The 25,556-nt window shown below is 47.5% G+C and carries 23 protein-coding genes; 9 read left to right on the top strand and 14 right to left on the bottom strand.

Translation table 11 applies throughout. The features are described 5' to 3' along the window. Positions 1–17: 17 nt before the first annotated feature. Both ACNI29_RS10545 and ACNI29_RS10540 read right to left on the bottom strand, forming a co-directional pair. On the bottom strand, positions 18–1,652 hold the full coding sequence (locus ACNI29_RS10545) for a glutamate synthase-related protein (RefSeq protein ID WP_419778338.1): 1,635 nt from the start codon (positions 1,650–1,652) through the stop codon (positions 18–20). Further along, positions 1,616–2,752 carry a class II glutamine amidotransferase domain-containing protein gene (locus ACNI29_RS10540; protein ID WP_419778337.1) on the bottom strand — a complete coding sequence of 379 codons (1,137 nt, stop codon included), beginning with the start codon at positions 2,750–2,752 and terminating at the stop codon, positions 1,616–1,618. Before ACNI29_RS10540 ends, ACNI29_RS10545 begins: the two co-directional genes overlap by 37 nt. 884 nt (positions 2,753–3,636) lie before the next feature. Between ACNI29_RS10540 and ACNI29_RS10535 the strand changes: the two genes are divergently transcribed. After that, complete coding sequence (locus tag ACNI29_RS10535; RefSeq protein WP_419778336.1) at positions 3,637–3,936, top strand: hypothetical protein; 300 nt, start codon at positions 3,637–3,639, stop codon at positions 3,934–3,936. Between the two features lie 9 nt (positions 3,937–3,945). On the opposite strand, the gene ACNI29_RS10530 is transcribed toward ACNI29_RS10535, so the two are convergent. The 3 genes from ACNI29_RS10530 to ACNI29_RS10520 all read right to left on the bottom strand — a co-directional run bounded on the left by ACNI29_RS10530 (position 3,946) and on the right by ACNI29_RS10520 (position 6,573). Further along, positions 3,946–4,566: a TetR/AcrR family transcriptional regulator gene (locus tag ACNI29_RS10530; protein ID WP_419778335.1), complete on the bottom strand. Its 621-nt coding sequence runs from the start codon at positions 4,564–4,566 to the stop codon at positions 3,946–3,948. A gap of 93 nt (positions 4,567–4,659) precedes the next feature. Next, on the bottom strand, positions 4,660–5,229 hold the full coding sequence (locus ACNI29_RS10525) for a class I SAM-dependent methyltransferase (RefSeq protein ID WP_419778334.1): 570 nt from the start codon (positions 5,227–5,229) through the stop codon (positions 4,660–4,662). Positions 5,230–5,382: 153 nt separating this feature from the next. Beyond that, complete coding sequence (locus ACNI29_RS10520; RefSeq protein WP_419778333.1) at positions 5,383–6,573, bottom strand: HD-GYP domain-containing protein; 1,191 nt, start codon at positions 6,571–6,573, stop codon at positions 5,383–5,385. Positions 6,574–6,971: 398 nt separating this feature from the next. On the opposite strand from ACNI29_RS10520, the gene greA reads away from it, so the two are divergent. The 5 genes from greA to ACNI29_RS10495 all read left to right on the top strand — a co-directional run bounded on the left by greA (position 6,972) and on the right by ACNI29_RS10495 (position 10,699). Next, positions 6,972–7,457 carry a transcription elongation factor GreA gene (gene greA / locus ACNI29_RS10515; protein ID WP_419778332.1) on the top strand — a complete coding sequence of 162 codons (486 nt, stop codon included), beginning with the start codon at positions 6,972–6,974 and terminating at the stop codon, positions 7,455–7,457. A 115-nt stretch (positions 7,458–7,572) separates the two neighbouring features. Next, positions 7,573–8,331 carry a hypothetical protein gene (locus tag ACNI29_RS10510; protein WP_419782104.1) on the top strand — a complete coding sequence of 253 codons (759 nt, stop codon included), beginning with the start codon at positions 7,573–7,575 and terminating at the stop codon, positions 8,329–8,331. Positions 8,332–8,409: 78 nt separating this feature from the next. Then, a complete protein-coding gene (locus ACNI29_RS10505) occupies positions 8,410–8,844 on the top strand; it encodes an META domain-containing protein (protein WP_419778331.1) in 435 nt (144 codons plus the stop codon). Between the two features lie 20 nt (positions 8,845–8,864). Next, positions 8,865–10,052 carry a sensor histidine kinase gene (locus tag ACNI29_RS10500; protein ID WP_419778330.1) on the top strand — a complete coding sequence of 396 codons (1,188 nt, stop codon included), beginning with the start codon at positions 8,865–8,867 and terminating at the stop codon, positions 10,050–10,052. After that, positions 10,049–10,699, top strand: a complete 651-nt coding sequence (locus ACNI29_RS10495; protein ID WP_419778329.1) for a phosphatase PAP2 family protein — start codon at positions 10,049–10,051, stop codon at positions 10,697–10,699. The genes ACNI29_RS10500 and ACNI29_RS10495 overlap by 4 nt, the downstream gene beginning before the upstream one ends. A gap of 71 nt (positions 10,700–10,770) precedes the next feature. Here the strand turns inward: ACNI29_RS10495 and ACNI29_RS10490 are convergent, their stop codons facing one another. From ACNI29_RS10490 to queF, 8 genes are all read right to left on the bottom strand, one after another. Beyond that, positions 10,771–13,908, bottom strand: coding sequence for an efflux RND transporter permease subunit (locus ACNI29_RS10490; protein WP_419778328.1), 3,138 nt, complete (start codon positions 13,906–13,908; stop codon positions 10,771–10,773). Positions 13,909–13,967: 59 nt separating this feature from the next. Continuing rightward, positions 13,968–15,146 (bottom strand): efflux RND transporter periplasmic adaptor subunit, encoded by a 1,179-nt coding sequence (locus ACNI29_RS10485; protein WP_419778327.1) that lies wholly within the window; start codon positions 15,144–15,146, stop codon positions 13,968–13,970. A gap of 149 nt (positions 15,147–15,295) precedes the next feature. After that, positions 15,296–15,598, bottom strand: coding sequence for a late competence development ComFB family protein (locus ACNI29_RS10480; RefSeq protein ID WP_419778326.1), 303 nt, complete (start codon positions 15,596–15,598; stop codon positions 15,296–15,298). A gap of 178 nt (positions 15,599–15,776) precedes the next feature. Beyond that, a complete protein-coding gene (locus ACNI29_RS10475; RefSeq protein ID WP_419778325.1) occupies positions 15,777–17,015 on the bottom strand; it encodes a GGDEF domain-containing response regulator in 1,239 nt (412 codons plus the stop codon). 121 nt (positions 17,016–17,136) lie between these two features. Beyond that, positions 17,137–17,553 carry a putative zinc-binding protein gene (locus tag ACNI29_RS10470; protein ID WP_419778324.1) on the bottom strand — a complete coding sequence of 139 codons (417 nt, stop codon included), beginning with the start codon at positions 17,551–17,553 and terminating at the stop codon, positions 17,137–17,139. A gap of 133 nt (positions 17,554–17,686) precedes the next feature. Continuing rightward, positions 17,687–18,823, bottom strand: coding sequence for a permease (locus ACNI29_RS10465; protein WP_419778323.1), 1,137 nt, complete (start codon positions 18,821–18,823; stop codon positions 17,687–17,689). Between the two features lie 88 nt (positions 18,824–18,911). After that, positions 18,912–19,241: an ArsR/SmtB family transcription factor gene (locus ACNI29_RS10460; RefSeq protein WP_419778322.1), complete on the bottom strand. Its 330-nt coding sequence runs from the start codon at positions 19,239–19,241 to the stop codon at positions 18,912–18,914. Positions 19,242–19,375: 134 nt separating this feature from the next. Then, complete coding sequence (gene queF, locus ACNI29_RS10455) at positions 19,376–19,879, bottom strand: preQ(1) synthase (protein ID WP_419778321.1); 504 nt, start codon at positions 19,877–19,879, stop codon at positions 19,376–19,378. A gap of 256 nt (positions 19,880–20,135) precedes the next feature. Here queF and ACNI29_RS10450 point away from each other — a divergent pair, with 256 nt between their 5' ends. The 3 genes from ACNI29_RS10450 (at position 20,136) to ACNI29_RS10440 (ending at position 24,647) form a co-directional block, all read left to right on the top strand. After that, positions 20,136–20,774 (top strand): queuosine precursor transporter, encoded by a 639-nt coding sequence (locus tag ACNI29_RS10450; protein ID WP_419778320.1) that lies wholly within the window; start codon positions 20,136–20,138, stop codon positions 20,772–20,774. A 79-nt stretch (positions 20,775–20,853) separates the two neighbouring features. Beyond that, on the top strand, positions 20,854–21,966 hold the full coding sequence (locus tag ACNI29_RS10445) for a substrate-binding domain-containing protein (RefSeq protein ID WP_419778319.1): 1,113 nt from the start codon (positions 20,854–20,856) through the stop codon (positions 21,964–21,966). Then, a complete protein-coding gene (locus tag ACNI29_RS10440; protein WP_419778318.1) occupies positions 21,966–24,647 on the top strand; it encodes a LuxQ periplasmic sensor domain-containing protein in 2,682 nt (893 codons plus the stop codon). The genes ACNI29_RS10445 and ACNI29_RS10440 overlap by 1 nt, the downstream gene beginning before the upstream one ends. Here ACNI29_RS10440 and ACNI29_RS10435 read toward each other — a convergent pair. After that, positions 24,644–25,555, bottom strand: coding sequence for a diguanylate cyclase (locus ACNI29_RS10435; RefSeq protein ID WP_419778317.1), 912 nt, complete (start codon positions 25,553–25,555; stop codon positions 24,644–24,646). The two genes, ACNI29_RS10440 and ACNI29_RS10435, sit on opposite strands and share 4 nt — an antisense overlap. Position 25,556: the final 1 nt, after the last annotated feature.

The following is a 25,556-nucleotide window of genomic DNA, read 5'->3' as shown; positions in this document are numbered from 1 at the left end:
TAAATCGTGAGCTGTTGTTAAACCACGTATTTGATGCCGAGTCTGTCAGCAGCATCACGGTCACTGATACCAAGCGCATCCGACATACCGATAGGCAGTGATGTGGAGCGGCCCAGAGGGGCGATAATCTTTTTGATTTCAGTGTCAAAGCTCAGATAGAAGTCAACAACCCTTTCGGCGACCTTTTCAGGATCAAGGCGACGGTAAAGTCTGGGGTCCTGAGAGGTGATACCCTTGGGACATACGCCGATGTTACAGACGTTGCAGCGGTCTTTTTCGGAACCGAGACAGCCTGCACCGGCCTGCATTACGTATTTACCGACCTGTACGGCACTTGCGCCGAGCATGATCAGTGCAGCTGCGTTGGCCGCGAGGTTGCCGGACTTACCGATACCGCCACCGGCGATGAGGGGCAGTTCGTTCTGCTTACCGGTAACAACCAGAGCGTTGTAGCAGTCGCGCAGGTTACTGGCGATGGGGTGTCCCATATGGTTCATGGAAACGTTGTATGCTGCACCGGTACCGCCGTCTTCACCGTCAATGGCCAGACCTGCGGCATAGGGGTTACGGGTCAGGTTGTTAAGAACCGCCAGTGAAGTGGAAGAGGCGGAAATCTTAGGATAAACCGGGACCCTGAATCCCCAGGCCATACTCATGGACTGGATCATCTTCGCTACAGACTCTTCAATGGAGTACTGAGTCTGGTGGGTCGGGGGGCTGGGCAGGCTGACGCGCTCGGGAACACCGCGAATTGCAGCGATGAGCTTGTTAACCTTGTACCACATCAGCAGGCCGCCATCACCGGGCTTTGCACCCTGACCGTATTTGATCTCGATGGCGCAGGGGTCGACCTTCATTTCAGGTATAGCGTGGATAATTTCATCCCAGCCGAAGTAACCGGACGCGATCTGGAGAATTACATATTTAAGAAAACGGGAGCGAAGCAGTCTGGGAGGACAGCCGCCTTCCCCGGTGCTGATACGCACAGGCATGTTCAGCTCTTCGTTCAGGTAGGCAACACCCATCTGTAAACCTTCCCACATGTTGGGAGACATAGCCCCGAAGGACATGCCGCCGATAACCAGCGGATAGATTTCGCGTACCGGGGGTTTCCAGCCGTGTTCCTGATAAGTCTTCAGACTTTCTTCCGGGGACTGCACGCGGCCAAGCAGGGTATTCAGCCTGAACTCATGACGTCCGGCATCAAGTGCGGGGTCGGTGAGCATGGAAATACGCATGAACTTGATCTGGTCCAGAAGGGATTCGCCGGAATTGCGGCGTCCACCACGGGTGCGGGGGTTACCGCCGCGATCATTGTGGAATTTCTGGGTGGTGGAACCTTCTTCGCGCTTAGGACCGATTGCATTGTTAGGACAGACCATGTTGCACATGGAGCAGCCAATGCAGGCGTAGGCCGGGTCGGTTTTCTGGCGGATGCCGTAAAAAACAGTATATTCGTTCTCGGCTTTTTTCAGCAGGCTGGCGGGAGTTTTGATCTCGCGCTTGCGGAATACACCGAGTTCAATAGCGTTGACCGGACAGACAGATGTGCAGCGACCGCACTGGGTACAGAGATTCTTGTCCCACTCGATCTGCCAGTTCAGGTCTTTTACGCCTAAAGTTGACGGGGTAATTGGTCTTTCTGTGAGCATGTCTCTATCTCCTTGCAGTCGGGTCCGACGATTACTGTATCGAGGTGCATGGGCTGGAAGTCTTTGGACTTGTCGCGGTCGGGAATGACAGCGTCGATTCCACAGACTTCGGACGAGAAGGCATAAATGCCGTCTTTACCGCCCACAATGCCGGGACGAAGCTTCTTGCGGTCCTGAACCATAAACATGGAACCGTCATCGAGGGTTCCGATAACGCAGTTGGGACCGTCGATGATCATCTTGCGGCAGGAACGCTTTATAGTCGCGAGGAATTCACGGTCCGGATGGTCGGCCATTTCATGATCCATGAGCGGGGTAATTATGTGCTTGTAGGCACGGATATCCAGCCCCAGACGCTTGGTGGTGTAATGGGCGATGTGGGTGAAAACTTCGGAATCGGACTGGTATCCCGAGTATCCGGTAACGTTTCTGGACTGCAAATATTCTTTAATGGGAATAAACGCGGTGTTCTCCCCGTTGGTCATGGAGGCTACGCCTTCTATAAAGAAGGGGTGGCAGGCGTAAAGGTTGATCGCGTAGTTGGTATTCTGCCTGCCCTGCGCCAGAATGCGGCGGGCATAGAGATTGCGGTTGGAGCCAAGCTGCAGCCATTCGCCGATCTCAAGGGGATCACCGACCTCTTTTACAATGATGGTGTCGGGCCAGAAAGAGAAAACCATGATATCGCCGTCTTCTTCACCCATCTTGCGCAGCTGGAGGCGCATTTCAACCAGCTTCTGCCCCTGCTGTGCAGGGGTAAGCTCATCCCAGCCTCTGGGAACTTTGTAAGCAATCGCTGCGTATGTACCGCGAACGGGGGTACCTTCCGGCGGTTCGGTCTCTGGCGTGTAAAGAATGCTGTACTGGGACTTGAAACCATGATCCATGGTGTATTGTTCCAGTTTGCGTAGGCCCGCTTCTGTAAAAATTCCGGAAAGGATGGGGCAACCCTGCAGTTCTTCTTCAAAACGACCGCCCAGACCCCTGAGACAGAGACCAACGCCGGAGCCGTCATGACCTTCTTTCATTGTATTAAGGGCATTGATGGCCAGCATGGGTGAAATCGGATCGCGACTTGTAAGCGCAAATAAACGGCACATATTGTCTGCTCACTCCATGATTATAAGGTTCAACAGATTCAGTTATCCGAGAGACTAATGTCCGGACTGCCCAGATTAAATTGAATTTTCGCCCGGACAGTTGACCTGTTTTTAGAAAAATATATCAGCCAATACGGCTCTAATCTAATTATATTTCGAAATAAGTAATGAGTGCCGGGGCAGACTTTTACATTTTGAGTTTTTCCACCTCTCAAAATTGGCACATCTTAATTTTCAGGACTCTGAAATTGAATCGAAATCAGGATAAAAAAGTTCGTTTTTTGAAGACTAGAGCGATTCAGGAATTTGACAATGGCAGAAAAAAACAATTTTGGCAAACAAAAATACGAAAATGAAGTTTTTAAATCATAATTGTCGTTCTACACGCGTCTCAACCACCCAAAAAAGAGCTAGAACAACGCTTCAAACTTGAAAACGCCAGCCAACAAAACATCTATAAACAGCTATGATAAATGAATATATGCCCACAGAGACAATCTTAACGCACACAATTATACTAAAGTGGAAATTCAAGACTAAAACATATTCACCTTTTGGCAAAAACCGACATTACCGTCTCAAAAGCATCCCTCTAAGCATTATTCTTTGCGTAATTATTAAGCTCTAAATCCAGAATAGAGAGATTTACACTAAATCATAGCATCGAAAATTATTTAGAAGCGACCAACACAACCTAGAAAATTTACAATTTTGACAAACAGCAGACACAGAACATGTATCAAGCTACAAATATGTAGCCGATAGCAAGCTCCAGTAGACCTGTTTTTCAAATGCCTGGAAAATACTTCCAACCGTCCACCTTGCCCTTTTTCAAACAAAAAAGTTATAACTAAAACGCAATCCATTAAATAAGGAGCATGCAGATGAACCGTGAAGACATAGAAAAAATATTTGAAGCCTACTTTGAGAAATACAAGAAAACCGAGGGAGATCGCACAGCATGGTCGGCGGTATGGCTGGAGACAACCAGTAAAGGTGTCCTGGAATTGAACATGACAAAATGCCCCAAGGGGACCACGTTCAAGATTTTCGTGAACAAAAGAAAAGAAGCACAGCTTTCAGGCTGGAATGCGTTTTTCGCAACCATGCCGGAAATAGCGGCAAAATATCCGGGTCTCTACGATGAACAGAAAATTTTCAGCGAGATGGAATTTGTAATCTAAAAGAGAAAACTATGAGGACCCAAACAGATACCCTTCAAGCATAATCACCATCTGGCAGACCAGACGGTCTTCACCAACATCTGAATCAAAAATTACGGCCTGATGAGAGACTTCTTCCACCACAAGATGAACAAGCTCGGCAGAGGCATCAAAATCGTCAACCTTGAGGTATTCTTTATGTGACAACAGAAATTCAAGCAGTTTTGCGCGAATTCTGCGGTCCCGCTCCCTTCCGATAGCCGAAATTTCTTCGTCAGTAGCCTCAAGGGCCATGACTTCACGGAAAAACATACGGTGACTTCGATGAGATTCAACCGAATAGACTCCAAGCAGGCGCAAAGCATCGCGCAAACTATTCCCTTCTTCCAGCTCCTTCCTGGCCTTCTCGAAAATATCGAAACTCATCCGGCCCTGAAGCATATTCATAACCTCGATGAAAATCACTTTTTTATTCTTGAAGTAGCGGTAAACAGAACCGGTAGCTACACCGGCGGCGGCAGCGATGTTTTTGGTATTGGCCCCCGCGTATCCCTTTTCGGAAAACACTGTCAGGGCCGCTTCCAAAATATCATTTCTGGTCACATCGGCGCGCTCCTGCACTGGCTCGAAGTTTCCATGCTTGCGAATCATCTTAGTCCCTTAGCAATTATGTTGCGCTTCGCGCTATTGAGAATGAAAAATCCCCTACACCTTTTAATGGTTATTAGAAATTTTTCCGTAATACTATTTATACAGATAAGCCCTGCGGGCCATGAATGACATTGGGAGAACCTCAACCGCAAAACCGATTTCACCTGCGACCATAAGCTCTTCCTCAAACAGTTCAGCCCTTACATGATTGCGCGGTTCAGTAAAGAAAAAACCTCCCCCCGAAACCAGCAACTCATAGATTTCCTGCAAAGTTTTGCGGCAGTCCGGGGTCTCGTGGATAACATTCCCGGCTACCACGAAATCAACTTTACCCGCATATCCGATACCATGCGTAGAGCATTGATGCGGCTTGATAATATCAGCCACCCCAGCTTTTCCGGCCCGTTTGACCGCAATATCAAGCATCTTCTGTTGTAAGTCTACAGCCACCACTTCTCCGCTCTCGCCTACCAGCTTGGCCGCCCCGATTGAATAATGTCCTAACCCGCAACCGAAATCCAAAACCTTCATCCCCGGTCGGACCCATTTTTCCAGTGCTTTATCGGCCGGGTCAATCATCCTGCGTAGCTTATTGTCAAACGTATACGCCACCCACCATGGGCAGACATGCATCCCTTCACTTTTTTGCTCTGCTGTTGTCATACTCTTGCTCCTGTGTTTTTAAAAAAATGAACCAAAGTTCAACTTAGGTCAACAATAAATTGAACTTTAGTTCATTTTATCAACAAAACAAAAAAAGCCGAAATCAGATCACTCTGATTCCGGCCCTAAAACAATGCAAGATAACACTCAAATCTAGACTAAAAACCTTGCCAACTGCTGCATATCTACCCCTAAAGAACGAGGGTCAGGCTGGCGCATGACCTTAAGGTCCTTCCCATCCTCATTATAGCTGGCAAGATCAACACATTCTGCAACTATGGGCTGCATTTTATCATTGAAAAGAATTTTAACCTTGGGATGCCTCGGCTTATCTTCATTAGTCTCCAGCACAATGGCGAACCTCATATCATCAAGCTGAACCAATGTGCCGGGGGGATAAACCCCCATAACCCTCACAAAACGATTCAAATACGCTGGATCGAAGTCAGTACCCTTCCATTTGTACATCTGACTCAAAGTCTTGGCCGGAGTTACCGCTTTCTTATAAACCCGCACACTGGTCAGCGCATCATAGACATCACTGATAGCGATGATACGCCCGAAGGGATGAATATCATTACCTTTGACGCCATACGGGTATCCACTTCCGTCAAAACGCTCATGGTGCTCAACAACCCCACGCAGCACAGACTTATCAAGTCCTTTTACATCACGAAGAACCTCAAGCCCCTTCAGCGAGTGACTTTTCATGGTCTCATACTCATCATCGGTGAGCTTGCCAGGCTTATTGAGAACTTCATTGGGAACACGCCCTTTGCCAACATCATGAAAGATAGCCGCGATCCCCAGAAGCTCAAGCTCCTTACGCTTTAGCCCCAGCGCTTTTCCCAAAAGCAGGGAATAAAGGTTTACGTTGATGCTGTGAGTGTATGTGTACTCGTCATATTTTTTAAGGAAGGCAAGAGTCAGTGCTGCAGGCTCATTACTGGTCAGGCTGTCAATCACTTCACCGACAATAGGTGCTGCTTCTTCGACCTCAACAGTCTTACCCTTTCTAACATCTTCGATAAATTTATGAGCATAATTCAAGGCTTCTTCATGCACACGACGCGCTTCGGGTAAAGCGTCAGCCATATTTCGAGCAGCTTCTTCAGCGTTTTTCGCTTTTTTGCCCCCGGAAGGAGCCATTTCGGGCAAAGCTTCTTCGGTCAGAATCTCAACGCGTTCCGTGTCCTCAGGAATATATTTGGCTATATCTTCTGCGGACTTCATATGTTTGCCTAACCCGACATGTGGATCGTTAAATGTCCCACATCCATAAGCGTGAACATACATTCCCGGCTTCACGTCTTTTTTACTTATGACTTTTACTTGTTTTGACACCTCAAAATCCCTCAAAAAATAAAATCTATTCTATGGAAGCCGAGCTTAGCCACAGAAAACAAATTTAAAAAGTACTAATTAAAATTTATTTTTTTTCAATAATGTTAGCTTTAAACCACGACAATTATAATCAACAACAAAGAACATTCTCTGACACATGATTTTAACGGCACTCTTTTTTAAGCTATTAACCAGCTGAAAATAAACAAAATAAATTTAATCTGCGAATCATAGCCCAAAAGCGACTTGACCTGATCACTAGGATGTTCTACCCAGAACTTTCAGCAAATGACTGGTTGCCATGCAACCTGCACCCTAAGCAGCTTCACTTCCGGATTGCATTTTCGGTAGTGGCTGCATTTTTATTGACAACGACGGAATTATTAGAGGTTTATGAAATGAGCAGTATCCCCATTTCAAAAGAAGGATTTGCAAAAATCAAAGAAGAGTTGGCTTCCCTTAAAAAGGAACGCCCCGAAGTAATCAAAGCAATTGCAGAAGCCCGCGAAGAAGGCGACCTGAAAGAAAACGGCGGCTACCACGCAGCACGTGAAAGACAGGGAATGCTTGAAGCTAAAATCAACTACATTGAATCCCGCATCCCGCAGTTCAATGTCGTAGACATGCAAACCCTCGGCGGTGAAAAAATCACCTTCGGCGCCACTGTCGAACTGGAAGACATTGAGACCGGCGACGAGAAAAAATACACCATCATGGGTCCGGATGAGAGTGACTTCAAAAAAGGAATCATCTCTATTGAATCCCCTGTTGGTCAAGCTCTACTCGGTAAAGAGGAAGGCGACGAGGTAGTTGTTAACGCCCCCAAAGGCAAGATCGAATACGGCATTGTCTCTGTAACTTTTAACGGACCTATTTCCCAGTAAAGCAGGTTTTCCGTCAGCCGGTAAAACAGGGCCACAGGTTCTGGATATAAATGTAATTTAGCGGGGATGTGCCGAGGCACATCCCCGTTTTTATAATCATCAGTGAGTGATCACAATGCACGGCAGGGAAATATTCCCAGAGAACATCTCCTGCTCCGGTTTTTGTGCCGGATGCGGAACTATGCACACCCTTGGACCAGGCAATACCCTGTTCCACTGCCGTATTTTGATGGAACAGCTGGATGATGCCGGACGAGCGGATTTCGATGTACCGGAATACGAATCCAACCCCGATTTTTCCACCGACTATCTTTTCGGGAAAGCAAGGGGCCAGATGTTCGGAATCATGACTTATCTCGACACTGACGGACAGGAGAAAACAGCCAAGGCCTTCTCAGGACAATATAACGGGTATTGGGAAATCCCCGGCTGGGTCCCTCCTGTAATCAACGCGGATGAATTCTACACCCTGACTACCGACACAGAGCAGGAAATAAAACAACTAGGCAGAGAGCTTGCAAAACATCCCAGCAAATCACCATTACACGTAGAACTCTCCACTAAGCGCAAGAAACTTTCCCAAAGCTTGATGCGTGAAATCCATTCAATCTACACCGTCCACAACTTTCGCGGCGAATCCAGCCCAATGCCTGACATTATCTACGGTTCAAAAGGCATTCCTACCGGGACCGGTGACTGCTGCGCCCCCAAACTACTCAACTTTGCCGCCCGTAAAGGCTATACTCCACTGGGGATCGCAGAATTTTTCTATGGCCTTGAAAACCGATCTGCCACCCGAAGCCATAAAATATTCTATCGTTCCTGCACTGATAAATGCGGTCTTATTCTCGGTTATATGCTTTGCGGCCTGTAGATTTTCAACACATTCAGGTAAATTAGCCTATCCTTGAGAGCAGGATACAAGTATACTGACGAAATGGAGGAATAGTTTATGAAATTCAATACGCTGAAACAGTTCTTATTGTTGGCTGTAATTGCCTGCGCAATACTCATCTCCACAGGTTGCGCACCCAAACAAAACCAATATCCTACTTACCCAAATCCCACTGAAACAAAATGGATTGCCGAAGATATCGACGGCACACCGATAGAGGGATTCGCCCATATCTGGATGCGGCTGGATAGTAATGGTAAAATATACGGCTCCGGCGGTTGCAACAGCTTCCGTGGGAACTATTCATACAGTAATGGGATTTTCAAAACCGGACCTCTGGCGATGACCCGCAAAAGCTGCTCCAAGGGGCTGAGTCTTCAGGAGTTCAAGTTTATGCAGGCGCTGGACAGGGTCAACTCCATGCAAAACAAGGATGGAATGCTTTACATGGAAGGACAAGGTAGTTCCCTGCTCTTCTATAAAGGGCGCTAAACGGAGAATCGGAAAACGGCATGACCGAAACATCATACTGTCACCAACCGCAAGTGGGCGATGAGCCTCTTTGCAGCCCGGCCATCATAGCTCAGCACGATAAAATCAAAGAAGAAGTTTCTTCCGGGTTGATTAATTCTGCTCCAAATCCGGCCATCATTCTCAACAAGGAGAGACGGATTGTCTTTTATAATAAAGCTCTGGAAAAGGCCGTTGGTGAGGACCGGGAGAGCATGATTCTGGGGCGTCGTCCCGGAGAGCTGCTGCATTGTTGCAATTCACGAAACAACTGGTGCGGGGATGCTCCCCCCTGTTCCCAATGCGGTGCTTTGATGGCCATTAAGTCTGCCATTGACGGAAAAGACTCACAGGAAGAATGTATGCTTCTGGCCGACATAGATGGCAAGGTCAAAGCATATACTTTCATGGTTAACGCCTCACCAATATCAATTAAAGAAGAGAAATATTATATTATCCACCTTACCGACATCTCCGGCCTTAAGCATAAAGAGATGATGGAGAAGGTCTTCCTGCATGATCTGTTGAATTCGGTTAACGGAATTGCCAACGCGGGAACCCTGATCAGGGAAGATGCAACCCCAAAAGAACAACAGGAACTGGCTGCCATGATAGTAGATCGTGCCCACTATCTTGCCAGCGAGATCAATGCACACCGCTTATTTATCTCTGCCGAGACAAAGCAGCTGGAAGTGCATAATGAGCCAGTGGCAATAGTCCAGCTTATTAATTCTATCTGCTTCTTCTATAAAGACAGCCTGCTTGCTAAAGAGAATAACATTTCCATCAAATGGGAAATAGACGAATTCAAACTGAATACTGACAAAAGAATTCTCCACCGGATTATTGAGAATCTGGTCAAGAACGCTTTTGAAGCTTCCCCGAAAAATGGAGAGGTAAAAGTTCTGGCCAACGAAGAAAACGGAAATGCTCTCATCACGGTCTCAAACATGGGTACCATTTCCATGACCGTGGCCCACCAGATTTTCAAAAGATCTTTCTCAACCAAAGGACCGGGCCGTGGACTTGGGACATACAGTGTAAAGATGTTCACCGAGAACTATCTCCGCGGAAGGGTCTGGTTTGACTCTTCACAGGAAGACGGGACCAATTTTTACATTGAATTACCCCTCTCCCCTAAAGGCGAGAGTCTTGCTACAGCCCCCTGCCCCAGAGGTCTACAAGCATGACAACATTTGACATCACAAACATGAACCGGAAACAGCTGGTTGCATACACAGTGGTAGGAGGCTTAGCAGCACTGTTCTTGATAATCCTGTTTTACCATTCACTGGACCTGCCTGTTGCTAAGTCCGCCCATACCCTGAAAGACTCATTTGCTGTTACCGCAGGTAAGCTGATCAGCGATATCGCCTCCAAACATGTCATTCAGACAATTTCTTTTTTTACCCTCATCCTTGGGATGATTGACTATCTGCTCAACGGTCTCCAGAACAGGACCCGGACCATGCTTCTGATTGCTTTTTCGACCATCACCGCAATGCTTATCGGCGACGAGCTGAAATGGTTTTTCGGACGCTGCCGCCCGCCTCTCTTTTTCGAATCAGAAACATACGGTTTCACATGGTTTTCAGGCAAATATCTCCAGAATTCATTCCCATCCGGGCATACCCTGCGTATTTTTTCCCTCGCCACAGCCATCTCCATAATCCTGCCCTGTAAAAAATACCTGCCGTTTATTGTTGCCCTGCTGGTCGGATGCAGCAGGGTTATCGTAAACAAGCATTATCCATCAGATGTAATCTTCGGCTGCTATATCGGTATGACCTGCGCCCTCTGGAGCTACTATTTTCTATACCGCAAGAACAACGAATAATATTTGACCCAAAAAAGAAAGCCCCCACCGGGAATTCCGGCGGGGGCTTTCTTGTGCATTTGAATTACGGCCTATTCTTCGTTCGATTCTGATTGCTCCGACACTTTATTTCTGTCCTTCAGCTTAACAAGAGCCACATAGAACAGCGGAACAAATAGTACGCCGAGAATTGTCGCGGCAATCATTCCGGAAAACACCGAAGTACCAAGGGCATGACGGCTGGCTGAACCAGCTCCCTTTGCGATTACCAGCGGAACAACTCCGAGAATAAATGCAAACGAAGTCATCAGGATCGGACGGAAACGCAGCTTTGCCGCCTGCACTGCTGCGTCCACAACAGAGGCTCCCTGCTCATATTTGGCCTTGGCAAATTCCACGATCAGGATAGCGTTTTTCGCTGCAAGACCGACAAGCATAATCAGGCCGATCTGGGCATAGACGTTGTTATCCAGCCCGCGCAGAAACTGACCGGAGATTGCCCCGAACACACCCAGCGGGACTGCAAAAACAATCGCCAACGGGATAATCCAACTTTCATACTGTGCGGCAAGCACGAGGAAAACCATCATTACCGCCAGCGCGAAGATTACAATAATTTCCCCGCCTGATTTTTTCTCCTGATAGGCAATGTTGGTCCAATCAAACCCATACCCCCTTGGCAGTGTGTCACGGGCAATCTGCTCCATGATCGCCATAGCCTGACCGGTACTGTATCCCGGCGCATTGGCAGCGGTAATTTCAATGGTTCTGAACAGGTTGTAACGCTGGATATACTCCGGCCCGAAAACCTTCTTCTGGGTCAGCAATGTGGAAAGGGGAATCATCTTCCCGGTATCCCCACGAACATAGAATTTCGAAACATCTTCGGGGCTGGTTCGGAACTGGGAGTCTGCCTGGGCCATAACCCGGTATGTTCGACCATACTTGTTGAAATCGTTAATATAATAACCGCCAAGAAAAGTCTGCATTGCAGTGAATATCTCATTAAGCGGGATGCCCAGCTTGCGAACCTTATCGCGGTCCACATCAACAAAAAGCTGGGGCACATTGGCGCTGAATGTGGAGAATATCCCGGTCAGTTCAGGCCTTTTGCGCAGCTCTGCCATGTAATCCTGAGCCGCCTGTGCCAGTTCATCAACTGTTCCTCCGGACCTGTCCTGCAATTCAAACTGCAGACCGCCAGTGGAACCGATTCCGTTAATGGGCGGCGGGTTAAAGCAGATAATCATCGCTTCTTGAATGCCTAATACTTTCCGCTGCACATCACCCAGAATCGCATTTACATGCAGCTTCGGATCAGTTCTCTCATCCCACGGGTCAAGGGAGGCAAAAAGTGTAGAGGTGTAAGAGGAGTATGCCCCGGTAATCAGGTTAAAACCGCCCAAAGCAAAGTATGTTTTCACACCGGGCTGATTTTTAAGAATATCTTCAACCTGCTTAACCACAGCGTCCGAACGCTCAAGGGAAGCACCTTCAGGCAACTGAACGTTGATCATGAAGTAACCCTGATCTTCGTTGGGAACGAATCCCGTGGGAACACTCTGAAACAAGGAGTATGTCCCGAGCATCAGAACCCCGAAGACACCGAGAGCGACAACCGACTTGCGGATGATAGCCCGGACACCGGAAGTATACCCGTCAGTAACCTTGCCGAAATACTTATTGAACTTTTTAAAAAACCAGCCCAGCGGCCCGCGCATTTCCTGTTGCGGACGCAGTAGCAGGGCCGACATAGCCGGAGAGAAAGTAAGTGCGTTAACAGACGAAATCGCCACCGATACCGCCAGAGTCAGCGCAAACTGTTTATAGAGCTGTCCGGTAATCCCACCCATGAAGGCCACGGGCACAAATACGGCGATAAGTACGACCGTGGTCGCCAGAATCGGCCCGGAAACCTCTTTCATGGCCTCCTTGGTAGCCGTCTTGGCATCCATTCCATCTTCATCAATCTTCGACTGTACCGCTTCGACGACAACAATAGCATCATCAACAACAATACCGATAGCCAGAACCATACCGAAGAGAGTCAGGGTGTTGATGGAGAATCCAAGCACCTGAAAGAATGCGAACGTACCGACCAGAGAAACCGGAACCGCGATCATGGGTACAATGGTCGCCCGCAGATTCTGGAGAAAAATAAATACAACAATAAACACCAGAGCCATTGCTTCATAAAGTGTCTGCAGAACCTCATCAATAGATGCGGAGACAAACAGGGTGGTATCGTATGGAATATCGTATTTCATCCCCGACGGGAAATCGAGAGAAAGGTTGTCCATGGTTTTGCGGACATTCTCCACAATATCAAGAGCATTCGCACCGGGGAGCTGGTAAACCAGCAGCATTGCGGAATCAATCTCATCCTGTCTGCCGAATGCGGAGTAAGATTTGGACCCCATTTCCACACGGGCGACATCGCGGATATGTACGGTACTGCCGTCCGGATTGGCTTTTACGATGATGTTACCGAATTCTGCAGGCTCACTGAGGCGTCCTTTAACCCGGACAGTGAGCTGAAACTGCTGACCGGAGGTAGCCGGAGGCTGGCCGACCTGCCCAGCCGGGGCCTGAAGGTTCTGCTCCTGCACTGCGGCGACGATGTCATCGGCAGTAATTGCCAGCCGGGCCATCTTATCCGGGTCCAGCCAGATACGCATGCCGTAATCCTGATCACCGAAAAGAGAAACACTACCGACACCGGGAATACGGGAAACCGCATCGAACAGGTTGATTTTAGCGTAGTTATTCAAGAAAAGCGCATCATAAGTTCCTTCCGGGGAAATCAGACTGATTACGCAGATCATGCTTGATGACTGTTTTTTTACACTGACACCGGACTTGGTAACTTCTGCAGGCAGCTGCGGAGTAGCAAGGCTGACCCTGTTCTGAACATCAACAGTTGCCAGTTCAAGATCGCGCCCCAGATCAAAGGTAACGTTGAGTACCATGCGTCCGTCATTGGAGCTGATGGAACTCATATAAAGCATATCCTGAGCACCGTTGACTTGCTCTTCAATTGGGGCCGCGACGGTTTCTTCCACAACGTCGGCACTTGCACCGTTGTACTGTGCCGCGATCTGGACCGTAGGCGGAGCGATTTCAGGATACTGGGCGATGGGCAGGGTAAAAATACTCAGCAAGCCCACAAGAGTAATAATGATAGAGATAACGGACGAGAAAATGGGTCTGTCGATAAAGAAATTGACCATGGTTGCTTCCTGCGAAAAATTATCTCCCCGCACAGGCGGGGAGATTTACTTTTAAGGTATTACTGTTTAGCTGTTTCGGGTTTGTCCTGAACGACCTGAGGATCGACCGGAGTTCCGGGACGGATCTTGTTCACACCGTCCGCAATAATCAGGACGCCGGGTTCGATTCCGCTTTTAACTACAGTATTCCGGTCATCCGAGTAATCAACAAGAATAGGCTTCTCAACCACGGTAGCATTAACGACAGTCAGCAGGGATTTGCGTCCCTGAACATCAAGCAAAGCCCTGGTCGGAACGACCAGCGCGTTTGGATATTGCTTAAGCACAACTACAACTTTGGCATACTGCCCGTCACGCAGGATTCTGTCAGGGTTGGGAAATTCAGCCCTGATACCCAGAGTACCGGTAGAAGAATCCACGGCCCGGTCGGCCATGCTGAATGTTCCAGTGTGTTCGTAAAAAGCGCCGTCAGCAAGGATAATCCGCAAGTTGCTGGGCTTGTCCGGCTTACCCTCTTTTTTAAGTGCCTCAATTTCGCGGATAGCGACAAGATACTCTTTTTCGGGGATGCTGAAATTCACATAAATAGGATCAACAGTTGAAACAGTAGCCAGTACAGAGGATTCTGCAGCAACCAGAGTTCCCGGCTCCACCTGTGTACGGCCGATGATTCCGTTCATTGGCGAAACAATTCTAGAGAATCCCAAATCAAGGGTAGCCTGCTCCACCTGCGCCTGCGCATTAGTCATATTAGCTTCAAGAACCTGTTTGTCGGTAATCTTGGAATCAAACTCCTCGCGGCTGACCGCCCCCTGATCAAAAAGGGCTTTAAAACGCTTATAATCCTTGCTGGCCTTGGCAAGGCTTGCCTTTGTGCTGGCCAGTTCGGCATTGGCCTTTTTCAAGGCCTCCTGATAAGGGCGAGGGTCAATAATAAAAAGGAGCTGACCCTCTTTTACAGCCTGACCTTCTGCAAAGGCTCTTTCTTTAATGTGCCCCTGCACACGGGCCTTAATATCTACTGTTTTCAAAGCCTGAATCTGAGCTACATACTCACCCATTACAGGGAAAGACTGCTCGGAAATCTTTATTACTTTAATTGGCATAGCCTGCTGGGCAGCCTTCTCTTTTTCATCGTCCCCCAAACATCCGCCCAACAAAAAAGAAATGGACAGCAAAACCAATAACAAAGCAACGGGAACCATCTTCCCGACACCTTTATGAAAAAGGAATTTCACGAACTTCTCCCTGAAAAAAATATTAACATGTTATGGAGCACTGAAAAAACAGCACTCCACACCCTATCCTTTATATTAATTAGCAATGTGACACTAACCGATTACCATTTCAAACAAAAGAATATTATTGCAGTTTTCATCCACAAACATCAGTGATGCAACCGCCCCTTGATGCGCTCAATGGCCTGCGGTATTTCAGCGGCTGCAAGTAACTTCAGCTTATCATACTCGGCCTTGAATTCTTTGCTGGGATAGGTTCGATCGGCAATGCTTGATGAATACAGGCTTGGAATGTTGTTTAAAACAACACAAGCAATATCAAACAGACATTTATCACACTGACAGAATTCAATTTCAGCTCTATCAATTAAAGCCACCAGTTCTTCATACACAACCTGCTCAGCAAGATTCACTATTTCACCGTTTTTGAAAAAATCATTCTTGGACAGCATATTTTCCCCCTGCGTTACAGCACAACGGCATTTATAAATACTCAAGTTTAGTATACCCCAGCAATAGAGTTATTCAAAGGCTATTTTAAAAAGAAAAAACCCGGCTGAAAGTAGCCGGGCAAAAGCACATCAATATGTTGAAACAAAAATTTAGCACGGGAACCGGACCGGGCAAACACTACTCAGCACAGAGTACCCTGTTACGCCCGGAAGTTTTAGCCGCATAAAGCTGCTCATCAGCGAGATTAAGCATCCCGGAAAGAGATTCACCCATATCCGTTGTGAAACCGATGGAGGCAGTAAATCTTATAACCTGCCCATGATACTCAATTACCAATTCTTCTACCTGCCTGCGGAAACCTTCAAGAAAATCGTGGAGATCCTCTGGAGCTAGTCCGTCAAAAACAACAGCAAACTCCTCTCCGCCGAAACGGGCCGCAAGTCCACGCTCGCCAACATAATCCGCAAGCATCTTAGCAAAAACCTTCAGGACTTCATCTCCGGCATCATGCCCGTATGTGTCGTTAACCTTTTTAAAATGGTCAATATCAATCATCGCTATGGAAAGCCCACGCCCCAGCTCGGCGAAACTTCCATACAGGGGCTCGGAATGTTCAAAGAAATATCGTCTGTTCCACAACCCGGTCAGAAAATCCTTATTGGCCCTGTCACGAGACTCGGCTATGAGCTCCAATGTCTCAAGGTTGGCGTTAACCCGGCAAAGGATCTCCTCAACACTGGCACTTTTATGGATGAAGTCGTTGGCTCCCGTCTTCAGAAAAAAAGGGGCTGTTCGGGATTTTGAATCGGAAGAAAGAACGATAATGCTGAGCTCATCCATAGGACGCAGTGTGCGCAGGTGCGCCGTAAGTTGAACACCGTCCATCTCAGGCATGGCATAATCAGTGAGCACAAGCTTAACATCAGTATTGCTGTAGAAAACTTTGCTAGCTTCCTGACCATCTGAGGCCTGCAGTACAGTGAGTCCCTGCTTTTCCAGAATACTGGAAAGCCATGAACGGACAGCCTTTGAATCATCAACCACCATGACTTTTAAATTCCGGTTCTTGAAAACACGGCGTACAATACGGACAATGTAGTCAATATGCTCACTTTTCTTGATCACATAATCCACAATATTCTTCTTGGACAACTCATCCAGAACAGTCTCATTAAGGGTCGAAGTTACTGCTATCGCGGGGATATTATTTTCAATCAACAGATCAACCCCCTTCCCTGCAGGCACTCCCTCAAGCACGATACTGCTCAATCCAACAAAATAATCCTGCTCAGCGATAAACTTTTCCGCTTCATCATACGAATGGGCCAGATCGCAGGAAAAACCTGCTTTTTCCAAGTGTCGTTGCAGAAACGAGGCCGTGACTTTACTGGAATCCAAAATCAAGACTTTATTCACACCAAACTCCGAACAAAATTGTAGGATAGACAAAGATAGATAAAAAAATGGGCAAGATACATCTTGCCCTTAGAATGAACCGAACACAACGCTTAATCTATTATTATTAACACAAATAACATTATTCACGCACGCATGTATCGCAGCCGCAGACTGCATACTTGGAGTTGGCCCGCTGCTGGCCGAAAAGCAGCTTGATCTTCTTGCGCAGTTCATCAAGCATTTCTGGATCAACATCTGTAACCGGGCATTCTACACCCATTTGGGTCAGGCAGAAATTATGCACCGGGTCAATGCCCATCTTCCGCAGCACTATCTGCGAACAGCCCTTTTCACAACCGTCAATGACGATCAGGTCACGGACCTTACCCGCTTCATCAAGGCATTTATCCAGCCCTGCGCCAACCCCGGCAAGACAAACCATCTTTGCAAATCCGCTTCTATTCAATTCCACCGCGAGAGAGTTGGCCGCCTGCCCGGAACCCGAACCGCCTGAACAGCTGACAACCATAAAACCGGTTTCATATTCTTCACTCATTCAGCAGAACCTCCTGAGATAAACGTTCACTTCAACAATAGCATAATTACGACTTTAGAAAAACGGCAAAATAAGAAAAGCAGCCTCATCTCCTACCGGAGGTGAGGCTGCCTGAATTGTGTACTGTTTTATTTTAGATGATCATGTTGAAAAGATAACCGACTATCAGGATACCGCAGGCGACCACCCCGACAAATACGGCAATGAGTTTAGGCTTGAGTACTTTACGCAGGATAACCATTTCAGGGAATGAAAGGGCAATAACACTCATCATGAAAGCCAATACGGTACCGAGAGCTGCTCCCTTGCCCAGCAGTGCGTCAACAATGGGAATAACTCCGGCTGCGTTGGTGTACATGGGAATTCCCAGCAGAACAGAAGCAGGAACAGCCCACCAAACGCCTTTACCCATAATCGAAACCATCATGTCTTCTGGAACATAGCCGTGGATGGCAGCCCCAGCTCCGATACCGAGCACAACGTACAGCCAGACCTTGCCGACGATGTCTTTAACCGAATCAACACCGAAAACTACGCGATCTTCCATGGTCATGTCGGACTGAGGGCCGTTATTCTGGGCACTGGCCAGCTTGACCCAGCCTTCAACATGCTTTTCCATGCCCAGCCGGCCGATAATCCAGCCGGCCACAATAGCGATGGAAATACCGGTAATAAAATAGAGGGCCGCAACCTTCCACCCCATCAAACCGTAAAGCAGAACCAACGCAACTTCATTGACCATGGGGGCTGAAATCAAAAAGGAAAAGGTAACCCCAAGCGGAACTTCTCCGGCAACAAAGCCGATGAAAAGCGGTACAGCTGAGCAGGAACAAAAAGGAGTCACTACGCCGAGAAGAGCAGCAAGCACGTTACCGTAAGACTCACGTTTACCGGCCAGAACCTTGCGGGTCCACTCCACAGTGACATAGGAACGGACGATACCGATGCCGAAAACAACCAGAACCAGCAGCATCAAAACCTTGGGGGTATCGTAAATGAAGAACTGTATCGCTTCCCCAAAATGACTGCCCGGAGTCAGCCCGAACAACTCAAAAGCCGCATACTTGGAAAAAGGCAGCAGCTGTGAATAAATTGCATACCACAGCACAAGTCCGACTCCCATTACCGCCCACAAAGCATTTCCAGTTATGGGCAAAGAGGGTTCCTTCGGTCCCTCTACCGCTGCTTCGGGTTCCGGGGTCATACCCATAGGCTCTAGAGGTTTAGGTTTCTCTGAACAAGCACATGGTTTAATGTTTAATTCTTCCATCGTCTCTCTCCGTTCTTTATATTTTGCCAAATACGAAAACTTAAACTCAAAAAAGAACAGCTACAACAAAGCCGCAGCTGCTCTCACCTTACAATTTTTTAATAGAGCTTGCGGCGTAGGCTTTAGCCTGTTCCTCAAACTTAACAGCGAAAAAATTCTCCAGACAACGCAAAAATCCGGGTACACAATCCATATTCAGACTGTAGTATACATTAGTGCCCCGCTTGTTGTCTTTGAGCACCCCGGCATCCTTGAGCAGGGACAAATGCTTGGAAACGGTTGAAATATCCCTTCCAACAATGGGCACAATATCGCAGACACAAAGCTCACCTTCGCAAAGGGCCTCGACAATGGCCAGCCTGCTGGGATGACCCAGAGCCTTAAATACCTTTGATTTTGTCTCGATAGTTGCTGCCATTCTTTACGCCTCCAAACTTTGCTGTTTGGCAAAATATAAAAATTTATCCAAGCCTGTCAAGTTGCTGCTGCTATTTTTTTGTCAATCTGTTATCGATAAGCTCATTAACAAACTGTTATTGCACGTAAATAAAACTAGGCAGAATGTCTACCGGATTCCATCTTCCAGTCGCGGACAATTTCGCGAACCTCTTCATACTTAGTGCTTTCTTTCTTGTAATGCTCGGCAAAAACATGCAGTGCAGTTCCGCCACGGGGTGAAAAAATACCCTTCACCCTCATCCAAAGCGGGGAAAGACGTCCCGTGAAGTGATCAAGAATATTGTTGGTGATGGTTTCCATGAAAGATTGATGGTTGCGATAAGAGCCCATATAAAGCTTGAAACTCTTGGATTCCACACAGAGTTCATCCGGGATGTACTCCACTATAATGTTAGCAAAATCCGGCTGCCCGGTTACAGGGCAAAGCGAAGTATACTCTGGAAATTCAATACTGATGATGTAGGGTCTGCCGGGGAAATTATTGGGAAAAGTCTCAAGAATTTCAGGGTTAGGACTATCATAATTGTATTCAGTAGCCCCTGCCTGACCGAGTGAGACAAGGGATTCGGTCTTGTCCTGACTTTTGGTTGTTTTCATTTTTTAATCTTCTCCATAGATAAACAGTCTAATCTGAAAAGTTCCTCAAACGGTCCACAGCACTTAACAGCTTGCCCGGCAAAAGCAAGCCTGCCATTCCACCATTTCGGTTTTGACTTTTAGGCCGATTACTGGCAACCCTCCATCTTGAACTTTTGCCCCGGAGCGGAACTGCCGAGGCGCGGGACTTTCTCCCTTTTGCCCGTTCCGGGTGGATTCCGCTTCAGAGAATAAACATCCAACACAAGGGAATCCAATGCTCTCTTCAACCTTTGAACGCAAAGCGTTCACTCTTCTCACGAGCCTTTTCATCGGCTCGCTGGTCATGGCCGCGGTTGTATCTTCCAAGATTATCAACATCTTCGGCTTTTACGCCCCCGCAGGGGTTCTTGCGTACTCCGTTACCTTTATTGTCTCCGATATCATCAGTGAGATATGGGGAAAGGAACGGGCCAATGAAGTTATTCATTGCGGATTCATCGCCCTGCTCACCGCCATCGCCCTTTCGTGGGCTGCGCTCTACTGGACCCCGGCCCCGTTCTGGCATGGTCAGGAAGGATTTGCCAGCGTACTGGCAAGCACTCCACGCATTGTTATGGCTTCTTTGCTGGCCTATCTTGTCAGCCAGACCAATGACGTGCGGATCTTCCACCTGCTGCGCAGGATGACCGGAGGCAAACACCTCTGGCTGCGCAACAACCTCTCAACAATCGTATCCCAGCTGATTGACTCCACTATTTTCGTAACTGTAGCATTTTACGGAGTAATGCCTGTCACCGAAATCATTATCGGGCAATGGGTTGCCAAGGTTGCCATCGCCTTTCTCGATACCCCGCTGGTTTACGCTGGAGTATCCCTGCTCAGGCAGCGAACACCGCTTAGCGCAACATCATAATCCATAAGTTACATTTAGCTGCGATTCTGATATGCTGTCTCCATATTTCCTTTGTAAAAACTGAAATATGGAGACAGTTATGAAAATACAATCAATCCTGCATCTGATAGCCGTCCTTGCCGTCCTTTTCTGTGCCCAGCCAGCTTCTGCCGAAAAATACTACACTCTTGATGAATACATAGAAAACCATCCGGAAGAAAAAATCCGGGAAGACAGCTTCAAAAAAATAGTCCGCCGGAACACTGTCAAACAGTACCACAACCTGACCCAACCCAAAATAGCCTTCATCTATCCGGGCGGTCAGATTTCAGATTACTGGCGGCGGAGCAGAGAATCGTTCAAGAACAGACTTCTCCAATACGGTGTTAAGCCTGAGATCATAAATTTCCCCATTCCACCCTCCGCATCAACAGCCGAACATGCTGTAATCTTCCGCAAAGCAGTAAAAACAGAACCGGATTTCCTGATCTTTACTTTTGATACCAGACGCCACCAGCGAATGATTGAGCCAGTACTGATAAGCGGAAAACCTAAAATAATCCTCCAGAACATCACTACTCCCTTGAAAGCATGGGATAACAAACAGCCCTTTATGTACGTCGGCTTCGACCACGCTACCGGGGCCAAAACCCTTGCCCGCTATTTCGCCGACAAAACCGGAAAACAAGGCAACTATGCAGTTCTTCTTCCCGAACCGGGTTATCTCAATGATGTCCGTGGCAAAACATTTATTTCATACATGGACAACAACACTTCACTGGACCTTACTTCACTGTTCCAGACCGGTATCAACAAAGAGAAAGCACGTAAGGCAACCATAAGTATCACTGAAAAACACCCTGATATTAAATTTATTTACGCCTGCTCCACCGACATAGCCCTCGGTGCCAGCGAAGCCCTGAAATCAGCCGGGTTACAAGGGAAAATCCTACTCAACGGCTGGGGAGGCGGATCGCCTGAAATCGAAGCAATAAAAAACGGAGAACTGGATGTAACGATAATGCGCATAAATGACGATAACGGAGTAGCCATGGCAGACGCTATCGTTCTTGATATGCTTGGAAAAAAATCACAACTCCCACTTGTCTTTTCCGGCAGGTTTGAAATACTGGTAAAAGGAATCTCGGAAAAAAGGTTGCAGAAACTGCAACAGGAGAGTTTCCGTTATTCCGGTAAACCAAAGGACAACTGATGAAACGACTTTTCAAGGAACCACCGGGACTCACAACACAATTATTCACCCCAATGCTGGCATTGGTGGTGGTCATGGGGATATTCATATTCGCGTGGTCTTTCTACCTGTCCAAAACAACCCTTGAAAACGAACTTTCCATCGACAATGAAAAGACAGAAAGTATTGTTTCTCTTGCGCTGAACAACACTCTTGAAGACATTAAAGACGACCTCATCGAGATGACCCTTGATTCAAATTTCAAGGAGGCGATCTCTAATAATGACGGCAGTCATCTTGACCAGAAAATGTATGAGTTCATGAACTCCAAACAGGGCTACCTGCTGGACGTTATGACCGTTTACCGTGAAGGCCAAAAATGGGTCGAAGCTGGGATTATTGAACTGCCCATCGTACAACTACGCAATAAATTCAAAAATACCATGAGCACATCCCCGGCATGGGGATACCTTTCATTTCGTTCCCTGAAGAACATCAGAACCATGCTGGTTTGCGCCGTCCCCATCTTCAATCAACAGACAGGGGAAGTTTCCGGAATTCTCTATGGCGGTATAGACCTCAACTCCAATGTCTCATTCATAGATCGCTTAAAAAGCGCATCATCAGCCATCAACGGCGCTTTGATCAGCAGACACCGGCTTATCATCAGCACATCCAATCCCGCCAAGCCTGAAATGAAAAAGCTAATTGACTGGACCATCAATATCAAACCGGGAGAATTCAAAATTGATGAAGAGCTGATATATTCAACCATTCAGCTGCTCCCTGAACAGGCGGACAGCCCCTTATTATTCAGTTTTTCAAGGCTAAATCCTGCTTTTCAATCTCTGAAGAAAAACTACATGCAGAATCTGGGTATCCTGCTCTCGCTGGCTGCCTTGCTGGCAATCATCACCGCATGGGGACTACAGAAAAAGATTCTCAAGGCGTTGAACATGCTTACCGACTATGCCCAGAATGTCACCTCTGGAGAGCGAAACACTAAATTTGTGCCCGGACAGGTAAAGGAATTCAACCAGCTTGGCCTGATGATGGAAGAAATGGTTTCAATGCTGGCAGAAAACAGTGCATATATTTCCAAACTTTTTTCCTCGGCCAAAGCTCCGATCCTAAACTGCGACATCAACGGGAACATCATGGACATGAACCCTGCCGCAGCGAATCTGACCGGGCAGACAGAAGGCTTGGGAGCAAATAAATCACTGACCTCCCTGTTCCACAATGATTACCACATAAAGATTACCGAGGCCCTGCAACAGGCGATACAGGGAGACCTTACTCCGGTTCTGGAACTTCCAGTTCATTCCGGAGAGGATAGAATCAAATTCTTCATCTGGACTTTCTCCCCGGTAAGAATGAACCCGGACCGCGAGCCTGACTTCATCCTTCTGCAAGGGCTTGATGTCACGGAAAACAGAGAGGCTGTAAAAAAAGCCAACGAAAGCGAAGAAAGACTGCGCCAGATAATTGATCTTCTGCCGCAGGAAATTTTTGCCAATGATCTTGAAGGTAAATTCCTGCTGGTCAACAGCATAAAAGCAAAAAAAATGGGTGTGCCTGCCGAGGACATTACCGGCAAATTCCTACCTGAAATAATTAAGAATCCGGTAGAGGTCACCCGGATCATGGAAGATGACCGTCTGGTGATCGAGCGGAACGAGAAACTGCTGACCGAAGAAAGCTTCCGGGATGAAAACCGCGACACCCATTGGGTTGAAACCACCCGTGTTCCCTACATTTCCACGGACAATAACAATCCGGCCATCCTGACCATCTCCACGGATATTTCCCACATCAAAACAGTTGAACAGGAAATGAAATCCTTGAACCGGGAACTGGTGGAAAGGGTGACCATGCGGACAACGGAGCTTGAAAACGCCAACTCCGCCCTGCTCAAATCCATGGATGAACTGCGCCAGACCCAAGACAAGCTGGTGGAAACAGAAAAGATGGCATCTCTCGGGGAGCTGGTAGCCGGAGTTGCCCATGAAATCAACACCCCGCTGGGAATAAGTGTCACCAGCGCGTCGTATATGAAAGAAATGACCGAGAACCTACAGGAAAGTTTTGAATCAGGGACCATGAAAAGGTCGGATCTTGAAAAATTCCTAAACACCAGTGGAGAAGCATTCGAGAACATTATGAAAAACCTAGAGCGTTCAGCATCCCTGATCAGCAACTTCAAACAACTTGCAGTGGATCAGGAATCCGGCGATGTCCGCCAGGTAAATCTATATGAATACATAAACGGAATATTACTCTCACTAAAACCAAGATTCAAAGAATACAGGCATGAACTGAACGTGGACTGCCCCAAGGGTATGGAAGTCAACATCTCCCCGGGTTCATTGATGCAAGTCATAACCAACATAGTGAGCAATTCGCTGATACATGCTTTCCCGGACACCGAGAAAGGACAGATTACCATCACCGCAAGGCCCCAAAACAACGGTGTTGCCCTAACGTTTTCCGACAATGGCATCGGCATGGGATCAGAACAGGCCATGAAGGTCTTTGAGCCTTTCTACACCACAGCCAGAAGTTCCGGTAACACAGGACTGGGAATGCATCTGGTCTACAATCTGGTGACCCGGGCTCTGGGCGGTAACATAGAATGCAACAGCACTCCCGGTGAAGGAACTTCCTATAAAATATGGTTCCCGGAAGGGAAACAGGATTAAGTCAAATCGGTCCAGAGAACCATGTTCCGGCCCCTGCGCTTGGCCTCGTAAAGCATTGAATCTGCACCAACGGTAAGATCCTGCGCCTTTGAAAAAGTAGAAGGAATCACGGTAACACCGCCGAGACTGACAGTAAGCACGTTACTTACCGATGAAAACCCATGCTCGATCTCCAAATCTGCAATAATAAACCTGATCCGTTCAGCCAGATACCTGCCCCCGTCCGAATCGGTTTCGGGCAGTAAAAGGACAAATTCCTCTCCACCATAACGGGCCGCAACATCTGCGGGACGCTGCACCTCTGACTGTAAAACTCCGGCAACCTTTCGCAGAACTTCATCGCCAGCAGTATGACCGTAGTTGTCGTTGTACTGCTTGAAACAGTCTACATCGAGCATCGCCAGAGATATATTGTCCCCCGAACGGCTACAACGACGCCATTCCCTTTCAAGGGCCAGTTCAAAACTTCTGCGGTTGGGCATTTCGGTCAGACCGTCGAGGTTGGCCAATCCTTCCAGAAGAATTCGCTGGCGGGAAAGCGTAAGATGGTTCTTAACTCTCGCTTTGACTATGGGCGGGTGAAACGGTTTTCGGATATAATCCACAGCACCCATTTCCAACCCACGGGCTTCATCATGTTCGGAATCAAGGGCGGTAATGAAAATTACCGGAATAGACTTGGTTTCATCGTTGGATTTGATCTTGCGCAACACCTCATAGCCATCCATTTCCGGCATGAGAACATCCAGCAAAACAAGATCCGGAGGACTGTCTGAATTAATCCGGTCCAGAGCCTGATTACCATTTTTAGCCAGGACAACCTTATAATCCTGGCGCAACAGGTCCGAAAGGACATTGAGATTCAAACGTTCATCATCAACAATCAGGATCTTTGCTCTTTCTTCCATT

This window comes from Maridesulfovibrio spiralis (SeqCode), assembly GCF_048571135.1.
Classification (GTDB): domain Bacteria; phylum Desulfobacterota; class Desulfovibrionia; order Desulfovibrionales; family Desulfovibrionaceae; genus Maridesulfovibrio; species Maridesulfovibrio spiralis.
Note: the sequence above shows the minus strand (reverse complement) of the source record. Positions and strands in the feature narration are given on the sequence as shown.